We start from the raw sequence: 18,142 nt of genomic DNA, 5'->3' as shown, positions 1-18,142 counted from the left end.
CCCGAGCTGAGTCTGTATGTCAACCAGCGGTGCCGGTGACCGCCGCCAACATCAACGGCGTTTACGACTGGCCCATGGCGGCTTTCATGAACCTCCTAGCCCGACGAACCCGGCCACGGCAGCAACCTCACCGAAGACAACGCCTGGCAGTATCCCTGGTAAGTGCCGCAGGGCCTGCCGGAAGTGATCGACGCGAATGGGTTTCTATACGGTCACGCCGGTCAGGGACGTGTATGCCATTGACCGACCGTTTGTGCAGCCCGCGATCCTTCAGCTGGCTGGCGGATGCAGCATCACTATCGCCGATGCGCCTCTGAATGACGCGACGTACCATCGCCGTGCGGTAGCCGCGACCGGACGGGTACCGGGGCCGCCGTGGCTGCGTCACCGTCAGCTCGTGGCTGGTGGTGGACTTCAGTCCGCCCTGCGGGCCACGCCCGATCCACGTGGACAGCTACACCAGCGAACCTCGTGAAAATGTGAAGACTTTAAATGACTTGCGTGTCATTGAAGGCGTCAAAAAACGTGGCAGAATGGGAAGTGATCCCTCCCCGTTTGAGCGTTTGAGGTTGCTGGTTGAATGAAAATCAATGGAGCCCCGCGCTGGCGTACTGCCGGTCTTTTGCTGGCGGTGCTGTTCATCGTGGCGCTGCCTTATGTGGTGACCCGCACCAGCATCCAGGAAACGCAGCGCGCAACCGCGTGGGTTGCCCATTCCAGCGAGATCAAAGCCGTCACTTATCATTTGGCTTACCTGGCGCGTGACAGCGAAAGCGCCAGTTATCGGATGCTGGCCGGAGACGCCACCGACGCGACCCGGCAGCGGGCTCACCGTGCCGAACAGCAGGGGCCGGCACTGGTTCAGCAACTGCGCGGAATGACTCGCGACAATCCGGACCAGCAGATGCACATTGGCGCGCTGGAAAACGCATTGAGCGGTCGCATTACCCTGATGAAACAGGCACAGGACCGTCTGGCCAAGGGAGACTTTGCGGGAGCCACGCGCTCACTGAACGACGCCGCCGAGCTGTTTCCGATCAGTGTCGAAATTGCCACGATCGTGACGAACGAGGATGTCTTGCTGAAGGCGCGCGCAGCGGCTGCTCGCGAAAAGGCGTCGAACGGGCGCATCGTGCTTGCCCTAACCGCACTCGCCCAGCTGATCCTGCTCGCAGTCATCGTGTTGATGTCGGAACGACAGATCGGCGAACGGCAACGGGCGGAGACCCGCGAGGGCCGCGCGGTGCAGCGTTCGCGGATGATTTTGCAGGCCGTGCGTGAGCCGATTGCCTTGTTCGACGTGAACCTGCGTACCTTGCTGGTCAACAATGCCTTCGGTGAATTGTATGGGCTGGACCCGACCCAGTCGGCCGTGTCGCTGGCGGAAATCGGCGACGGTGCGTGGAGTGACAGCGTGCTGCTGCAGCGTCTGAATGACGTGCTGTTGCGTGACCGCGAGCTGTGGGATTACGACATGACCCAGCGCACCGCGGACGGTTTGGAACGTAACGTGGTAGTCAATGCGCGGCGTTTGCAGCAGCAGGACAGCGAGGTGCCCACCTTGCTGCTGACGGTCAGTGACGTCACCACGCGTGCGCTGGCCGAGAAGCAGGTGAACGAGCTCAATCGCCAACTTGAAGGCAAGGTCAGCCAGATTTCCGACGTCAATCGCGAGCTGGAGGCATTCAGCTATTCGGTATCGCACGACCTGCGTGCGCCGCTGCGCCACATCTCCGGGTTCGCGCGGAAACTCGAGCAGCATCTGGGCGAGCGCGTTGACGAGAAGGCCGCGCACTATCTCGAGGTGATCGGCGGTTCGGCACAGCGGATGGCCTTGCTGATCGACGACCTGTTGGTGTTCTCGCGACTTGGTCGTGGTGCCTTGCGGCTGCAGGCTGTGGACATGCAGTCGTTGGTGGACGAGGCTCGCCCACTGGCCGAGGCGGGCCTGGAAGAGCGGCGCATCGTGTGGACCGTCGCGGCGCTACCCATGGTGATCGGCGACGAGAACATGCTGCGCACGGTGTGGCAGAACCTGCTGGGCAATGCGGTGAAGTACACCGGCCAGTGCGAAGTCGCGCGCATCGATGTGAGTGCGAAGCAGGGGCGCCATGGCGATTACGAGTTCACCGTGAGCGACAACGGCGCCGGCTTCGACATGCAGTATGCGGACAAATTGTTTGGTGTATTCCAGCGCTTGCACCGTGCGTCCGAATTCCCGGGCAATGGCATCGGGCTGGCCAATGTGCGTCGCATCGTAACCCGTCACGGCGGCCGTGTCTGGGCCGAGGCCGAGCCCGAAAAGGGCGCCCATTTTCATTTTTCGCTGCCGGCCACTGACGCCGCCGGGGCCATCATCGAGAGCAAGACATGAACAAGAAAGAGCTGCGAACCATCCTGCTGGTGGAAGACAGCATGGCCGATGCCGAGATGGCACTGGATGCACTTGGCGAAGCTCACCTGGCCAATCCGGTGGTGCATGTGGAAGACGGTGTCGAATGCCTGGACTATCTCTACATGCGAGGCGCCTGGGCCCATCGCGAGCCCGGCAATCCGGCGGTGGTGCTGCTGGACATCAAGATGCCGCGGATGAATGGACTGGACGTGCTGACCCAAATGCGCGACGACGAACGCATGCGGCGCATTCCGGTGGTGATCCTTTCCTCGTCCCGCGAGGAAAGTGATCTTGCGCGAAGCTGGGATCTGGGTGCTAATGCGTACGTCATCAAGCCGGTCGATGTCGACCAGTTCTTCGATGCGGTACGCACGCTGGGGCAGTTCTGGGCGGTGCTCAATCAGGCGCCGGAACACGAGTGATTCAACCAGTGCATGACGGCTGCGCCTGCCGCGCCGCCGCCGTGCCCATGTCTGTGTCAACGTCAGGGAAGTAACGAGGACGCCATGCCAAACCGGCAGCATCGAACCATGCCGACCATCCGCATATTGCAGGTCGAAGACAGCCAGCTCGACGCCGAGCTGGTGTTGTCTGAACTGGATGCGGACAACATCGATTACCAGGTGCAACTGGTCGATGACGAGGCGCGTTATCTGTCGGCGCTGGAAGATTTTTCGCCGGATATCGTGCTGTCTGACCTCAGCATGCCGGGCTTTTCCGGGCAGCGGGCGCTGGAGCTGCTGCGCGAGCGCGACGACGATCTTCCGTTCATTTTTGTTTCCGCCACGCTGGGCGAGGATGCGGCCATCGAGGCCCTGCGCAACGGCGCCACCGACTACATCCTGAAGCAGAATCCGGCGCGACTGGCCAGCGCGGTGCGGCGTGCGCTGGACGAAGCCGCGGCGCATCGGGCCAGTCGCCGCGCCGAGGCCGAGCTGATCCGTGCGCAGCGCTTCGAGAGCCTGGCGATGCTTGCTGGCGGGCTCAGTCATGACTTGCGCAACCTGTTGCAGCCGTTATTGTTGGCCGGCGACAGCTTGCAGGATTACAAGGACGATCCGCGGCTGGAGCGGCTGGGCAAACTGGTCCGTGATTGCGGTCGGCGCGGTCTGGAGATGGTGCATTCGATGCTGTCGTTTGCCCGCGGCGCTCGTCGCGCAGAGCAGGTCAAACTGGGCAAGTTGTTCAGCGCGTTCGACCTGCTTATGCAAGGCAGCGTGCCGCGCAATGTGCAGATGCAGCTGGTCATCGACGACCCGGAGTTGTCGTTCGAAGGCAACCACACCGAGTTGCAGCAATGCCTGCTCAACTTGTGCCTGAATGCGATCCAGGCGATGCCCGATGGTGGCAAATTGCACATCGAGACCACGCAGACCGAACTGGAGGAAGACTTCTTTTTGCCCGAAGAAAAGCCACGGCTGGGACGCTATCTGTGCATCAGCGTGATCGACGAGGGTCCGGGCATGGATCAGGCCGTGCTGGAGCGCATGTTTGAGCCGTTCTTCACCACCAAGGAAGCCGGTACCGGTCTGGGCCTGCTGTCATGCAAACGCATCGTCGGCAGCCATGGCGGGGTCATGCGAGTCGACAGTGCACCGGGTCGCGGCACGCGATTTGACCTGTATATCCCGCTGGACGAGCTGGTTGCGGACGATGCTCAGCTGGGCGCGGAGGAAGATCTCGAAGGTTCAGCGGAACATGTGCTGGTAGTGGTCGAGGAAGCCGGTCAGCTGTCGCTGTTGTCCGACACACTGGATGCCTACGGCTACCAGGCACACGCCAGTCAGAGCGGTACCGCTGCCCTGCAATGGATCGAGGCCGCCGGATTGCCGGACATGGTGGTGCTGGATGCGGACATGAACCTGCTCACTGGCGTGCGCACACTGGCGGCGCTGATCGAGCATGGCTACCGCGGCGGCGTGCTACTGCTGGCGCGTGCCGGTGCGGTGCCAGACCTGCATGAGTTGCCACCACTGGACAACCTGCACGTGATTGAAAAGCCGGTTACCACCCAGCAATTGCTGCGTGCCGCGCGCATGGCACTGAAGCACACGGCGGCCAACGGCGACTGACCTCGCCAATTAGCCGCGGCGTGCTCAGTCGATGCCGAGCTTCTTTAACTTGTAGCGCAACGCGCGGAAAGTGATGCCGAGTTTGCGGGCGGCCGCGGTCTTGTTGTAGCGGGATTCTTCCAGCGCCTTGACGATCGCGGTGCGCTCCAGGTTGCTGATGTAGTCATCAAGACCACCATCGGAAGCGGCGGCGGTGGGCGGCGGGGCAGCGTTGGCGGCGGCTGCACTGGCCGCCGGTGCATCGGTACTGCCGAGGCGTGCGCCGCGCTGCGGCAGCATCAGGTCGGCGGCATCGATCGTGTTGCCGTCGCACATGGCCATGGCGCGCTCGAGCACGTTTTCCAGCTCGCGCACGTTGCCGGGGAAATCGTAGGCTTCCAGCGCATCGCGTGCGGCTGGCGCCAGCTGCCCGATGCCTTCGCCGCTCTTGCCGGCCAGTGCCTTGAGGATGAAGGTAGACAATTGCGGCACGTCACCGCGACGTTCGCGCAACGGTGGCACGCGCAGTTCGATCACGTTGATGCGGTAGAACAAGTCCTGGCGGAACTGGCCTTGCTCGACCAGCTGGCCGAGATTCTTGTGCGTGGCGGACAGGATGCGCACGTCCACCGGAACTTCGTCGCGGCCACCGATCGGACGCACGGCCTTTTCCTGGATCGCGCGCAGCAGTTTCACCTGCATGTGCAGCGGCAGTTCGGCCACCTCGTCGAGAAACAGCGTGCCACCCTGCGCCGCCTGGAACAGGCCTTCCTTGTCCGCACCGGCGCCGGTGAAGCTGCCTTTGCGATGGCCGAAGAATTCGCTTTCCATCAGCTCGGAGGGAATCGCGCCACAGTTGACCGGCACGAACGGGCCGCTCGCTCGCGGGCCTTGCTCGTGGATCAAGCGGGCCACCAGTTCCTTGCCCACGCCGGATTCGCCGGCGATATAAACCGGTGCCTGGTTGCGGGCCAGCTTGCCGATGGTGGCGCGTACCTGTTGCATCGCCGCCGAATCACCAATCAGACGATTACCGGTATCACCGTGGGTCGCGGCACCGCCACCATTGCGCTTTTCCTCGGCCAGGCGCAAGGCAGTGCGAACCAGCCCGCGCAGCATCTGTATGTCGACCGGCTTGGAGACGAAGTCGAAGGCGCCGGCTTTCAGCGCATTCACTGCCGCATCGACGTTGCCGTAGGCAGTAATCATCGCCACCGGCGTGTCCGGATGCTCAGCGGCGATCAGCTCGATCACCTCCTGGCCGTTGCCGTCAGGTAGCCGCATGTCGGTGAAGCACAGGTCGTACGTGCGCTCGGCCAGGGCGCGGCGAGCATCGCCGACCGTACCTACGGCGTCGACCTGCAAATCCATTCGCCCCAACGTGATGGTCAGCAGTTCACGGATGTCGCGTTCGTCGTCAATGACCAGGACGGTCTGAGCTGTCATGAGGGGTCCGTGTTTCCCAAGGCAATCAATGGAAGGTTACTAGGCAGAGTCAAAAGGTCAACGCGTGGCACCTTGTGCGGCATCGCCGGTTTCTGCGGGGCTGCGGGCCGGTGGCGTCAGTATGAGTCGGAAACAGCTGCCACCGCCGGCTACGCGTACATATTCCAGCGCAGCCTGGTTGGCATCACTCATTTGCCGGGCCAGATAAAGCCCCAGCCCGGTGCCGTATTCGTGGGTGGTGTAGAACGGTTCGAAGATCTGTGCGGCCACTTTCGGTGCGATGCCGGGGCCGCGGTCGATCACTTCCATGATCGGCACGCCGTGCTCGCCCAGCCGGGTCACCAACATCACCCGTGCCGGTTCGCCCGGCAGACGGCCGTAACGCAGCGCGTTCTGCACCAGATTCCAGACCACTTGCTGCAACTGTTGTGGGTCGGCCACGGCAGCGACTTGTACGGTGCTGCTGGAGATCGCGCGCAGCGAATCGGCGCCCAGATCATTGCCTTGCACGTATTCCTCGACGAAGCCCTGGGCCCAGTCGCCCAGATCCAGTGTCTCTGGCCGGGAGCGCTCGCGCCGCGACAACTGCAGGATGTTCTCGATGATTTCGTTCAGTCGGATGCCGTGGTTGTTGATGATCTCGACCATGCGTTGGTCAGTCGCGTCCATGCTTTTGGATTCGGCGAGCAGCTGCGCCGAGTAGCGGATTGCCGCCAGCGGATTGCGAATTTCGTGGGCGATCGAGGCGGACAGGCGGCCAAGCGAGGTCAGCGTGAGCTCCTCGGCGCGGCGCGACAGCAGCGAAGTGTCGTCCAGAAAGATCAGCACGTGCGAATCGTCGTTCGGCGCCAGCCGGGTGAAGCGCGGTACCACCTCGGGCACGCCGTCGGCGAGCTGGGTGGCGGTTTCGTCCAGCTTGCCCGAGGTCATCCAGTGATACAGCCGGCGCGACAGTTCCGGCGCCAGCTGGCCCAGGTCGCGCTGGTCGGCGCCGGGGTTGCCCATCAGCATCCATGCCGATTCGTTGATCTGGTGGATGCGGTTGGCATCGTCCACCAACAGCACGCCGGTCTTCATGCGGCGAATGATCAGTTCGTTGACCTGGGCCAGATTGGCCAGATCGGTGCTGCGCTGTTCGGCCAGTGCCTCGGTGGCGCGTAATTGCCGACCCAACACGTTGCACAAGGTGGTGGTGGCGAAATACGCCAGGCCAAACAGACCGGCTTCCAGCAGGTCCCGGTCGGCAGGGTCAGTCGACTTGGCACCCAGCAGGGTATGCGCCAGGATGCCCAGCGTGGCCAGCGCGGCAAAGAAACTGGACAACCGCAGCGGCAGAATCAGCGCGCCTGCGCTGAGATTGACCGCCAGCATCATGGCGATCCCGATGCGCGCGTCATGCATGACCGCGATGGCGAGCACGGCTGCGCCAATGTCCACCACCAGCGCGGCGGCCACCACGCCGAGGGCGTGCGGCATGCTGCGCCGGTTGAGCAGCAACATGACCAGGGCAAACGCGACATAAAGCCCGACCATGCCATGGGCAAGATCCGGCTCGGCCAGCGATGGCCAGCGCAAGCCAGGCGGGCTGAAGGCCAGGCCGGCGTAGACCAGCGCCTGGACCACCCGGAACCCGTTCAGAAAGGACAGCTCGTGACGAATCGTCGGCGTGTTCACAGGTGCGGCGACGAAGGGGGTGGTACTGGTCACGTGTGGACTACTCCCTGGCGGTTCCGGGTCAGTATAGACGGGCCACTGCGCGCTGTGACCCCATGGAGGATGCTCGCGAAAGCGCATGGGAACGGCCCGTGTGGACGTTTTCGGCGGTCGGCCCTTTCCATCGGCGCCCGCTTCCGCGAAAATAGGCGGCCGCATGGCGCGGTATGCCGGTTTCATCTGGCTGGGGCACTGCTTTCAGCAGCGCTCTTCTCCGCCGTCCGACCTCCCTGACCCACGCATGGTTCAACGCGTGCGGCCGCCATCGTTTTTCCGTTCGCTCGAGGTATCGAATGAATTTCCACGAATACCAGGCCAAAGAACTGTTCGCGCAGTACGGCATCGCCGTTCCGCCGGGCAAGGTTGCCAACTCCCCCGATGCCGCTGTCGATGCCGCCAAGGCACTCGGTGGCACGCAGTGGATGGTCAAGGCGCAGATCCATGCCGGCGGTCGCGGCAAGTCCGGCGGCGTCAAGTTCTGCCGCAGCTTCGACGACGTGCGTGCGGCGGCCAAGGCCATGCTCGGCACCAACATGGAAACCTACCAGTCCGCCGGCCGCGCGCTGCCGGTCAACCTGGTGCTGGTGACCGATGCCACCGACATCGCCCGTGAGCTGTATCTGTCGATCCTGGTCGACCGCGATTCCAAAGCGGTTTCGTTCATCGCTTCCAAGCACGGCGGCGTGGACATCGAGCAGGTCGCCAAGGATACGCCCGAAGACATCCACACCATCGTGGTCGACTTCGTCGAAGGCCTGCAGCCGTACCAGTGCCGTCAGCTCGGCTTTGCCATGGACCTCAATGGCAAGCAGGTCAATCAGCTGACCAAGATCATGCTGGGCTTGTACAAGCTGTTCAACGAGAAGGATCTGGCGCTGGTCGAGCTGAATCCGCTGGCCGTGCTGGAAGACGGCAACCTCGCCGCGCTGGATGGCAAGGTCAATTCCGACGACAACGCCGAATACCGTCACCCGGATCTGGCCGCCATGCGCGACCTCAGCCAGGAAGACGCGGCCGAAGCCGCCGCGCAGCAGAGCAATCTCAACTACGTGACGATGGACGGCAATATCGGCTGCATGGTCAACGGTGCCGGCCTGGCGATGGCCACCATGGACGTGATCAAGCTGGCGGGCGGTGAGCCGGCCAACTTCCTCGACGTGGGCGGTGGCGCGACCAAGGAGCGGGTGACCGAGGCGTTCAAGCTGATCACCTCCTCGGACAAGGTCAACTGCATCCTGGTCAACATCTTTGGCGGCATCGTGCGTTGCGACATGATCGCCGAGGGCATCATCGCCGCGGTCAAGGAAGTGGGCCTGACCATTCCCGTGGTGGTGCGCCTGCAGGGCACCAATGTCGATCAGGGCCGCGAACTGCTGGCCAATTCCGGTCTGGCGATCACGCCGGCGGATGATCTCAACGACGCGGCCCAGAAAGCCGTGGCTGCCGCGAAGGCCTGAGGAGTAATCGAATGAGCGTTTTGGTCAACAAGAACACCAAGGTGTTGGTGCAGGGTTTCACCGGCCAGCAGGGCACCTTCCATGCACAGCAGTGCCTCGATTACGGCACCCTGATCGTCGGCGGCGTGACGCCGGGCAAGGGCGGTTCCGAGCACATCGGCCTGCCCGTGTTCAACTCGGTCGATGAAGCCGTGCTGGAAACCGGCGCCGATGCGTCCGTCATCTTCGTGCCGCCGCCGTTCGCGGCCGACTCGATCCTCGAAGCGATCGATGCCGGCATCAAGGTCATCGTGGCGATCACCGAAGGCATTCCGGTGCTCGACATGCTGCGCGTGAAGAACGTGCTGATGCAGCATCCGGAAATCGTGCTGATCGGGCCGAACTGCCCGGGCATCATCACCCCCGGCGAATGCAAGATCGGCATCATGCCCGGTCACATCCACCAGAAGGGCAAGGTCGGCGTGGTTTCGCGCTCCGGCACGCTGACCTATGAGGCCGTGTTCCAGACCACCAACGAAGGCCTCGGCCAGAGCACGGTGATCGGTATCGGCGGCGATCCGATCAACGGCCTGAACTTCATCGACTGCCTGAAGCTGTTCCAGGACGATCCGCAGACCGAAGGCATCATCATGGTTGGCGAGATCGGTGGTTCGGCCGAGGAAGACGCGGCCGAATTCATCGGCGAATACGTGACCAAGCCGGTGGTGTCGTTCATCGCCGGTGCTTCGGCTCCGGCCGGCAAGCGCATGGGCCATGCCGGTGCGATCATCTCCGGCGGCAAGGGCACGGCGGCGGCGAAGTTCGCTGCGCTGGAGAAGGCGGGCGTCACCACGGTGAAGTCGCCGGCCGATCTGGGCAAGGCCCTCGCCAAGCTGATGAAGTAATTCGCTGACGCAAGTCGGCACGCTGGTACCGTAAAATACGAAGGCCGCGATTCGTCGCGGCCTTCGTCATTTCTGGAGTTCTGGTTCATGGCAAAGCTGCGTTTGGCGCTGGCCCAATACGATTTTGCGGTCGGTGCGGTGGCAGCGAATGCTGCCAGGGTCGGCGACTTGATCGCGCAGGCGCGTGACGGTGGCGCCGCGCTGGTGGCCTTTCCCGAGCTGACCTTGAGCGGCTATCCGCCGGAAGACCTGCTGCTGCGGCCGAGCTTTCTGGCCGCCTGCGCCAGCGAACTGGCGACGCTGGCGGCGGCGACGCAAGGCATCGCCGCACTGGTTGGCCATCCACACAGCGAGGGCGAGGTTTTCAACGCCGCCAGCCTGCTGCGGGACGGTCGGGTGGAATGCACCGCACACAAACAGGCGCTGCCAAACTATGGGGTATTCGACGACAAGCGCTACTTTAGGCCCGGTCATGCAACGGTCACCACGGTGATCGACGGTGTCACCATTGGCCTGCTGATTTGCGAGGATGTCTGGCGCGCGGAGCCGGCGGCACAGGCTGCAGCCGCCGGCGCCGAGTTGTTGCTGGTGATCAACGCCTCGCCCTGGGATGAGCGCAAACAGGCGGAACGTGAAGCTGAGCTGCAGGCGCGGGCGCGCGAAACCGGTTGCGCGATTGTCTACCTGAACCTGGTTGGTGGTCAGGATGAAGTGGTTTACGACGGCAGTTCCATCCTGGTTGATGGTGACGGCAGCATCGTTGCTGTCGCTCCTGCTTTCGTCGATACCTTGTTGTGGGCCGAGTTCGATCCGGCAACGCGCACGCTCGCGGCCCAGGCATGGCCGGTTCGCAGTGAGCCATCACTGGAGGCGACGTTGTATGCCGCACTGGTGCGTGGCACCCGGGACTACATCGACAAGAACCGTTTTGGCGGTGTGCTGCTGGGGCTGTCCGGCGGCATCGATTCGGCGTTGACGCTGGCCTTGGCCGTCGATGCGCTGGGTGCCGATCGCGTCACTGCCGTGATGATGCCCACGCGGTACACCTCGCAATTGTCGCTGGATGGTGCCCGTGCGCAAGCCGAACAATTGGGCGTGGACTATCACGTGATCGACATCGAGGCGACCTATCAGTCCTTTGTCGACGCGTTGACGCCGGCGTTTGCCGGCAAGCCCGCCGACACCACCGAGGAAAACCTGCAGTCGCGCACCCGCGGGGTGATGCTGATGGCGCTCAGCAACAAGCACGGTCGCCTGTTGCTGGCCACCGGCAACAAGAGCGAGATGGCGGTGGGCTACGCCACCTTGTATGGCGACATGTGCGGTGCGTATGCGCCGCTGAAGGATGTCTACAAGAGCGTGGTGTATCGCTTGTCACGCTGGCGCAATGCGCAGTCGGCGGCAATCGGTGACGGCGAGATGATTCCGTCGGCGGTGATCGATCGGCCGCCTTCCGCCGAGCTGCGCGATAACCAGGTTGACCAGGACTCGCTGCCGCCCTACGACGAACTGGACGCGATCCTCGAACACTTCATCGAAGGCGAGCAGTCGCAGGCGGAAATCGTGGCGCAGGGCTTTGCCACCGAAACCGTGCGTCGGGTCGTGCGGCTGGTGTTGTTGAATGAGTTCAAGCGCCGACAATCTGCGCCGGGACCGCGTGTCACCACGCGCGCATTCGGTCGCGAACGCCGTTATCCGATTACCTCGGGCTGGCACTGAAGTTGTCCAGAGCCTGCGACGTGTCATAGGGTCGGCGCGGCCCGCCGGCTCTTCGCCGGCTACGGTGATGTGATGAAAAAGCGGCGCGTAAGACTCCCTGTCCGTGAAACTCCCACAAAAAAGGCCGGCAATCATGCCGGCCTTTTCTATCAGCACTTCACCCGACTCGCTTAATGATGGCCCGAGAACGGCACCATCTTGCGCACTGTCGATGGCGGATGCGGCCACTTCGCATCGGTGAGATACGGATGGTTCGGATAATTCAGTGCCAACACCTGACGGCTCTGGTCAGCCAGATTCTTTTGATCAAGTGCCAGGTAGCTGCGGGTCAGGATCGCCAGCGCATCGCCGGTCTGTGGCGACTGCTGGTAGTGCTCGATCACGTACTGCGAACGATCTGCGGCGGCAATGAAGGCCTTGTTGCGCAGGTAGAACTCGGCCACGTTGATCTCGTACTGCGCCAGCACGTTACGCAGATAGATCATCCGCTGGCGAGCGTCGGCGGTGTAGGCGCTGTCCGGGAAGCGACGTGACAGTTCGGAGAAGTCGTCGAACGACTGCAGGTTGTAGCCCTGGTCGCGACGGGTATCCTTGTCCGAACCGGGAATCAGCCGCTCGATCACGCTGCCGGTGCGATCAAAATTGATCAGCCCGCGCAGGTAATAGGCATAATCAACATGTTTGTTGGCCGGGAAGGTCTTGATGAAGCGGTTCACGGTGGACAAGGCATCATCGGGCTCGTTGTCCTTGTACTGCGAATAGGCCAGGTCAAGCTGGGCCTGTTCGTTGTATTCGCCCGACGGGAAACGGGCAATCAGACGCTGATAAGCCTTGGTGGCGGCAGCGTAGTCGGCGTTTTCCAGTGAGGTATGCGCGTGGTTGTAGAGCGCTTGCAGTGGCATGGTGTCGATGCTGTCTTTCGACTTGAACATCGCGCAGGCACTCATCGATACCGCAGCCACCAGCAGCAACAGCACTTTCATGACAGTTATTTTGGACATCGGCAGCTTCGGCGAGTCGATTGTTGGGCGCATAAAGAAGGAATTCAGATGTTTGAGCGAACAGGCATGATAGCCGAAACCGACCACCGCCCGCGGATGCCGGCATGACCACGATCCGGCACGAGGCACAGGTCCCGCTGACCGCAGCAGGACGCAGGTTCGACCAGTCGTTGGCCGAGATGTTCCCCGACTACTCGCGTTCGCGGCTCAGCGGCTGGATCAAGTCCGGTGCGGTGACCCTGGACGGTGCCAAGGTTGCGGCGCGGCAGTTGCTGCGTGGCGGCGAGCACATCAAGCTGGAGGTGGAGCTGGAAAACGAGGTATCCAGCGCGCCCGAGGCGATGGATCTGGTCATCGTTTACGAAGACGAGCACCTGCTGGTGCTGAACAAGCCGGCCGGACTCGTGGTGCATCCCGGCGCCGGTAACCCGGTGGGCACCCTGCTCAACGGGCTGCTGCACCACGATCCGAAGCTGGCCGAGCTGCCCCGCGCGGGCATCGTGCATCGGCTGGACAAGGACACTTCCGGCCTGATGGTGGTGGCCAAAACGCTGCCGACCTACACCGGGTTGGTCGATCTGCTGTCTCGTCACGAGGTGGAGCGTCAATACGAGGCCGTGGTGCTCGGCACCATGGTGGCTGGCGGCACGGTCGACGAGCCGATTGGACGCAGCATGGGCGATCGTCTGCGCCAAGCCGTGCGTGACGAGGAGGACGGCAAGCGGGCGGTCACCCACTACCGCCTGCGCGAGCGCTTCCGTGCCCACAGCTTGCTGCAGTGTCAGTTGGAAACCGGTCGCACCCACCAGATTCGCGTACATCTGACCCACATCGGTCATGCACTGATCGGTGACCCGCTTTACGGCGGCGGCTTGAAACTGCCTCGGGGCGCGAGTGAAGCCCTGGCCGGCACCTTGCGCGGATTTCGGCGGCAGGCGTTGCATGCGGAGAAGTTGGCGTTCGTGCATCCGGCGACCGGTGAGGCACTGTCGTTCGAAGCCGAGCGTCCGGCGGATCAACGCGAACTGATCGAAGCCCTGCGTGCGGACCTGGCAGAACACGGGACGGACCATTACTGAGGCACGGTAGGCGTCGGTGGTCACGAGTGTGCGATGCTCTGTGGCTGACGATGTCCGACGCCGGCCCCATGACCGAAAGCGAAAGCTGGATTTTTCCCGACTGGCCTGCGCCCGCGCAGGTGCACGCGGCGATCACCACACGGCTTGGTCCCGGGGTTTCGGCGGCGCCGTTTGACCGATTCAATCTGGGCCTGCGCAGCGGTGATGCGGTAGACGCGGTGATCGCCAATCGCGGTGCCTTGCTGCAGTCGTTGCGGCTGCCGGCGGAGCCGCGCTGGCTGCACCAGGTACATGGCAGCGAGGTCGCCGAGCTTGGCCCGCTGCCCAGTCCGAATGAGCCGCAGGCAGATGCAGCGGTTTCACATCTTCCGGGCACGGTGCTCTCGATCCTCACTGCCGATTGCCTGCCGGTGCTGTTCTGCAGCGAAGATGGCGGCGAGATCGGAGCGGCGCACGCCGGCTGGCGTGGCCTGGCCGGTGGTGTGCTGGAAGCGACGTTGGCCCAGATGATCACCGCGCCATCGCGCGTGCTGGCATGGCTGGGGCCGTGCATCGGAGGCGCGTCGTACGAGGTGGGCACAGAGGTGCGTGCGGCCTTCGTGGCGCATGATGCAGCGGCGGCGGGATGCTTCGTGGGGACGCGCCCGGGGCACTGGCTGTGCGACCTGGCCGGGCTGGCCCGACAGCGGCTTGTTGCCGCCGGCGTTGCGCGAATCCATGGTGGTGGCTTCGATACGCATACCGATACCCGCTTTTATTCCTATCGCCGCGAAGGCACTCGCAGTGGCCGTTTCGCCAGCCTGATCTGGTTGGACAACGGCTGACCCAGGCGGGGATGCGACGTTTCGTCATCGGGCTTTCTTGCTTGAATCATCGACCGCGCAGCCGCATCTAGCTGGCAGTGGCGGACATCTCCGCCCGCTTCTCTACCTCCTGCGAGGATCATTCGATGCGGATGGACAAACTTACTTCGCGTTTCCAGCAGGCGCTGGCCGACGCGCAATCGCTGGCCGTGGGTCGCGATAACAACATGCTTGAACCCGTGCATGTGATGATGGCGCTACTCGATCAGCAAGGCGGCTCGACCGCGCCCTTGCTGACCCAGGCACACGTGAATGTGCCGGCGCTGCGTCAGCGCGTCGCCAGCCTGCTGGATGCGCTGCCCAAGGTCAGCGGGCAGGAAGGCAATATCAATCTTGGCAATGATCTGAACCGCCTGCTCAACCTTACCGACAAACTGGCACAGCAGCGCGGCGATCAGTTCATTGCCAGCGAGTTGTTTGTGCTGGCGGCGCTGGATGACAAGGGTGAACTGGGCGCGGCATTGAAGGCGGCCGGTGCAAATAAACCGAACCTTGAAGCGGCGATTGAAAAGCTGCGTGGCGGTGAGAAAGTGCAGAGCGAAAATGCCGAGGAGCAGCGCCAGGCGCTGGAGAAATACTGCATCGACCTGACTGAGCGCGCCGAGCGCAACAAGCTTGATCCGGTGATCGGTCGCGATGAGGAAATTCGCCGCACCATCCAGGTGCTGCAGCGGCGTACCAAGAACAATCCGGTGTTGATCGGTGAGCCTGGCGTGGGCAAGACCGCGATTGTCGAAGGCTTGGCCCAACGCATCATCAAGGGCGAAGTACCCGAAGGTTTGCGCGACCGTCGCGTGCTGGCGCTGGACATGGGCGCGCTGATTGCCGGTGCGAAATTTCGTGGTGAATTCGAGGAGCGGCTGAAAGCCGTGCTGAGTGACCTGTCCAAGCAGGAAGGTCGGGTGATCTTGTTCATCGACGAGCTGCACACGATGGTCGGCGCCGGCAAGGGTGAAGGCGCGATGGATGCGGGCAACATGCTCAAACCCGCACTGGCCCGTGGCGAGCTGCATTGCATCGGCGCTACCACGCTGGACGAGTACCGCAAATACATCGAGAAGGACGCTGCGCTGGAGCGCCGTTTCCAGAAAGTTTTCGTGGGTGAGCCAACGGTGGAAGACACCATTGCGATCCTGCGCGGGCTGAAGGAGCGTTACGCGCTGCACCATGGGGTGGAAATCACCGACCCCGCCATCGTCGCTGCGGCCACGCTGTCAAACCGCTATATCGCCGACCGCCAGCTGCCGGACAAGGCCATCGACCTGATGGACGAGGCCGCCTCGCGCATCCGCATGGAAATCGATTCCAAGCCGGAAGAACTGGATCGTCTTGAGCGCCGGCTGATTCAGCTGAAGATTCAGCGCGAGATGCTGAAGAAGGAAAAAGACAGCGAATCGAAGCAGCGCCTGGCTGATCTGGAATCCGATATCGACAAGCTGGAGCGTGAGTTTTCCGACCTCAACGAAATCTGGAAATCCGAGAAGGCCGCGTTGCAAGGCACCACCCGGGTCAAGGAACAGATCGAACAGGCGCACCAGGAGCTGGAGGCCGCCCAGCGCACGCAGGATTACGCCCGAATGAGCGAGATCCAGTATGGCAAATTGCCGGCGCTGGAAAAGCAGTTGGCAGCGGCACAGGCGGCCGAGACGCAGGATTTCAAACTGGTGCAGACCCGCGTTACCGCCGAGGAAATTGCCGAAGTGGTCGCGCGCTGGACCGGCATTCCGGTCAGCAAGATGCTTGAGGGCGAACGCGACAAGCTGCTGAAGATGGAGGACGCGCTGCATCAACGGGTGGTTGGCCAGGACGAGGCGGTGCATGCGGTATCCGATGCGATTCGTCGCTCACGCGCCGGCTTGTCCGATCCGAACCGCCCGAACGGTTCGTTCCTGTTCCTCGGTCCCACCGGCGTGGGCAAGACCGAGCTGTGCAAGGCGCTGGCCGAGTTCATGTTCGATACGACCGACGCGATGGTGCGCATCGACATGAGCGAGTTCATGGAGAAGCACTCGGTGAGCCGACTGGTCGGTGCACCGCCGGGTTACGTGGGCTACGAGGAGGGCGGCTACCTGACCGAAGCGGTACGCCGTCGTCCCTACAGCGTGATCCTGCTGGACGAGGTGGAAAAGGCGCACCCGGACGTGTTCAACATCCTGCTGCAGGTGCTCGACGATGGCCGTCTCACCGATGGTCAGGGGCGCACGGTCGACTTTCGCAACACCGTGATCGTGATGACCTCGAATCTAGGTTCGCAGATGATCCAGGATGCGGCCGAGAACAGCGAGGGCCGCGATGAGGAAGAGCAATACACCCAGATGAAGGCCTCGGTGATGGGCGTGGTGCAGGCGCACTTCCGGCCCGAATTCATCAATCGGCTGGACGAACTGGTCGTGTTCCGACCGCTGGACAAGGCACAGATCCGCGCTATTGCCCGCATCCAGCTGGCGTACCTCGAGAAGCGGCTGGCTGAGCGCCAGTTGAAACTCGAAGTAAGTGACGATGCGCTGACGTTGCTGGGCAATGTCGGTTTCGACCCGGTCTACGGTGCGCGACCGCTGAAACGGGCGATCCAGCAACAGCTGGAGAATCCGCTGGCCAGGCAGCTTCTGGAAGGGCGCTTCCAGGCGGGCGATACGGTCAGGGTGTCCATCGCCGGTGGACAGCTGGCGTTCGACAAGGCCTGAGCTTCTCGCACCTCGCAAACGCAAGAGGCCATCCGCTGTCGGATGGCCTCTTGCGTCAGACGATGTGCGACATCAGTCGAGGTCGAGCACCTTCTTGTCGTTGTCGCGGCGATGCTGTTCCTTCTTTTGGTAGTTGGCTTCGCAACCATCCCGTTTGACCATCACGCAATCCAGATAGTCGCTCGCCTCGATCAGCGCAGCGCGTACCGCCTTGCTGGCCGGGGTCTTTTTGTTGTGCGCGAAATCACCGCCCACGCCGCTGACGAAGCCGCGCAGGTTGACGCCACCGCTGGAGCTGTGGCCTTCGACGGTGCGCGAATACACCACCTCGGAAGTCTCCGCATCGATCACACGCAGGTCGATTGCGATATACGCCTCGGACTTGCCGCCACCGACACGGAAGCCGGCGATGTTGACTCCGCCGCCTGTGTTGGAAGTGTCTTCGGTGTAGGCCGCGACGCTGCCAGTGACCAGATACTGGGCGCCGGTGACGTTGCCTGTGTGCGGCGTGCTGCCGGGCCGCATGCGCGAGGAGGCAGCCAGATCCTGTTCGGCCAGCACGGCATCGATTTTCTGCCGTTCGACGACCTTGAAGTCACCGGTGGCGCTCAGTTCATTGCTGAGCACGTCGGCAAGCTGGTTGCCGACGTCGCCATTCCACCAGTTGGCGGAACTGGTCTGGTTGGTGAAGTCGATCACGGCGACGGTCATGGTGGGCGCTTCGCGGGCCAACGCGGCACCGCCGATTGTCAATGCAAGTGCCAGCGCTGCGCCGAGCAGGCTTGTACGGTTTCCGAGTTTCATGAAGTCCCCTCCAGATAAGTGGCGTAATGCTGTTTCGAACGGTGGC

Annotated in this window: 14 protein-coding genes; 10 read left to right on the top strand and 4 right to left on the bottom strand. The window is 62.9% G+C overall.

The window, feature by feature from the left end; all coding sequences use genetic code 11:
• The first annotated feature begins 446 nt into the window (after positions 1 to 446).
• The 4 genes from PY254_RS16730 to PY254_RS16715 all read left to right on the top strand — a co-directional run bounded on the left by PY254_RS16730 (position 447) and on the right by PY254_RS16715 (position 4,467).
• The gene (locus PY254_RS16730; protein WP_281013187.1) at positions 447 to 584 is read left to right on the top strand and encodes a hypothetical protein; all 138 of its coding nucleotides are present in this window, start codon (positions 447 to 449) and stop codon (positions 582 to 584) included.
• Complete coding sequence (locus PY254_RS16725) at positions 581 to 2,374, top strand: sensor histidine kinase (protein ID WP_281013186.1); 1,794 nt, start codon at positions 581 to 583, stop codon at positions 2,372 to 2,374. Before PY254_RS16730 ends, PY254_RS16725 begins: the two co-directional genes overlap by 4 nt.
• Positions 2,371 to 2,817, top strand: a complete 447-nt coding sequence (locus PY254_RS16720) for a response regulator (protein WP_281013185.1) — start codon at positions 2,371 to 2,373, stop codon at positions 2,815 to 2,817. Before PY254_RS16725 ends, PY254_RS16720 begins: the two co-directional genes overlap by 4 nt.
• 108 nt (positions 2,818 to 2,925) lie before the next feature.
• Positions 2,926 to 4,467 (top strand): response regulator, encoded by a 1,542-nt coding sequence (locus PY254_RS16715; RefSeq protein WP_281013184.1) that lies wholly within the window; start codon positions 2,926 to 2,928, stop codon positions 4,465 to 4,467.
• A gap of 24 nt (positions 4,468 to 4,491) precedes the next feature.
• Here the strand turns inward: PY254_RS16715 and PY254_RS16710 are convergent, their stop codons facing one another.
• Positions 4,492 to 5,892, bottom strand: coding sequence for a sigma-54-dependent transcriptional regulator (locus tag PY254_RS16710; protein ID WP_281013183.1), 1,401 nt, complete (start codon positions 5,890 to 5,892; stop codon positions 4,492 to 4,494).
• 57 nt (positions 5,893 to 5,949) lie between these two features.
• Positions 5,950 to 7,599, bottom strand: coding sequence for a sensor histidine kinase (locus PY254_RS16705; protein WP_281013182.1), 1,650 nt, complete (start codon positions 7,597 to 7,599; stop codon positions 5,950 to 5,952).
• Positions 7,600 to 7,772: 173 nt separating this feature from the next.
• Between PY254_RS16705 and sucC the strand changes: the two genes are divergently transcribed.
• The 3 genes from sucC (at position 7,773) to PY254_RS16690 (ending at position 11,665) form a co-directional block, all read left to right on the top strand.
• Positions 7,773 to 9,062 carry an ADP-forming succinate--CoA ligase subunit beta gene (gene sucC, locus PY254_RS16700; protein WP_281013181.1) on the top strand — a complete coding sequence of 430 codons (1,290 nt, stop codon included), beginning with the start codon at positions 7,773 to 7,775 and terminating at the stop codon, positions 9,060 to 9,062.
• 11 nt (positions 9,063 to 9,073) lie between these two features.
• Entirely contained in the window at positions 9,074 to 9,946 is an 873-nt protein-coding gene (gene sucD / locus PY254_RS16695; protein WP_281013180.1) for a succinate--CoA ligase subunit alpha, read from the top strand.
• Between the two features lie 87 nt (positions 9,947 to 10,033).
• A complete protein-coding gene (locus PY254_RS16690; RefSeq protein WP_281013179.1) occupies positions 10,034 to 11,665 on the top strand; it encodes an NAD+ synthase in 1,632 nt (543 codons plus the stop codon).
• 170 nt (positions 11,666 to 11,835) lie between these two features.
• On the opposite strand, the gene PY254_RS16685 is transcribed toward PY254_RS16690, so the two are convergent.
• Positions 11,836 to 12,666 (bottom strand): outer membrane protein assembly factor BamD, encoded by an 831-nt coding sequence (locus tag PY254_RS16685; RefSeq protein WP_281013178.1) that lies wholly within the window; start codon positions 12,664 to 12,666, stop codon positions 11,836 to 11,838.
• A 104-nt stretch (positions 12,667 to 12,770) separates the two neighbouring features.
• On the opposite strand from PY254_RS16685, the gene rluD reads away from it, so the two are divergent.
• From rluD to clpB, 3 genes are all read left to right on the top strand, one after another.
• Positions 12,771 to 13,745 carry a 23S rRNA pseudouridine(1911/1915/1917) synthase RluD gene (gene rluD, locus PY254_RS16680; RefSeq protein WP_281013177.1) on the top strand — a complete coding sequence of 325 codons (975 nt, stop codon included), beginning with the start codon at positions 12,771 to 12,773 and terminating at the stop codon, positions 13,743 to 13,745.
• Between the two features lie 68 nt (positions 13,746 to 13,813).
• Positions 13,814 to 14,569 carry a peptidoglycan editing factor PgeF gene (gene pgeF, locus PY254_RS16675; RefSeq protein WP_281013176.1) on the top strand — a complete coding sequence of 252 codons (756 nt, stop codon included), beginning with the start codon at positions 13,814 to 13,816 and terminating at the stop codon, positions 14,567 to 14,569.
• Positions 14,570 to 14,694: 125 nt separating this feature from the next.
• Positions 14,695 to 17,292, top strand: a complete 2,598-nt coding sequence (clpB, locus tag PY254_RS16670; RefSeq protein ID WP_281013175.1) for an ATP-dependent chaperone ClpB — start codon at positions 14,695 to 14,697, stop codon at positions 17,290 to 17,292.
• Positions 17,293 to 17,364: 72 nt separating this feature from the next.
• Here clpB and PY254_RS16665 read toward each other — a convergent pair whose 3' ends face one another.
• The gene (locus tag PY254_RS16665; RefSeq protein ID WP_281013174.1) at positions 17,365 to 18,096 is read right to left on the bottom strand and encodes a CsgG/HfaB family protein; all 732 of its coding nucleotides are present in this window, start codon (positions 18,094 to 18,096) and stop codon (positions 17,365 to 17,367) included.
• Positions 18,097 to 18,142 lie beyond the last annotated feature (46 nt).

It is taken from the genome of Rhodanobacter sp. AS-Z3 (assembly GCF_029224025.1).
Classification (GTDB): domain Bacteria; phylum Pseudomonadota; class Gammaproteobacteria; order Xanthomonadales; family Rhodanobacteraceae; genus Rhodanobacter.
The sequence above is the reverse complement of the archived record's forward strand: the minus strand, read 5'-3'. Positions and strand labels throughout refer to the sequence as shown.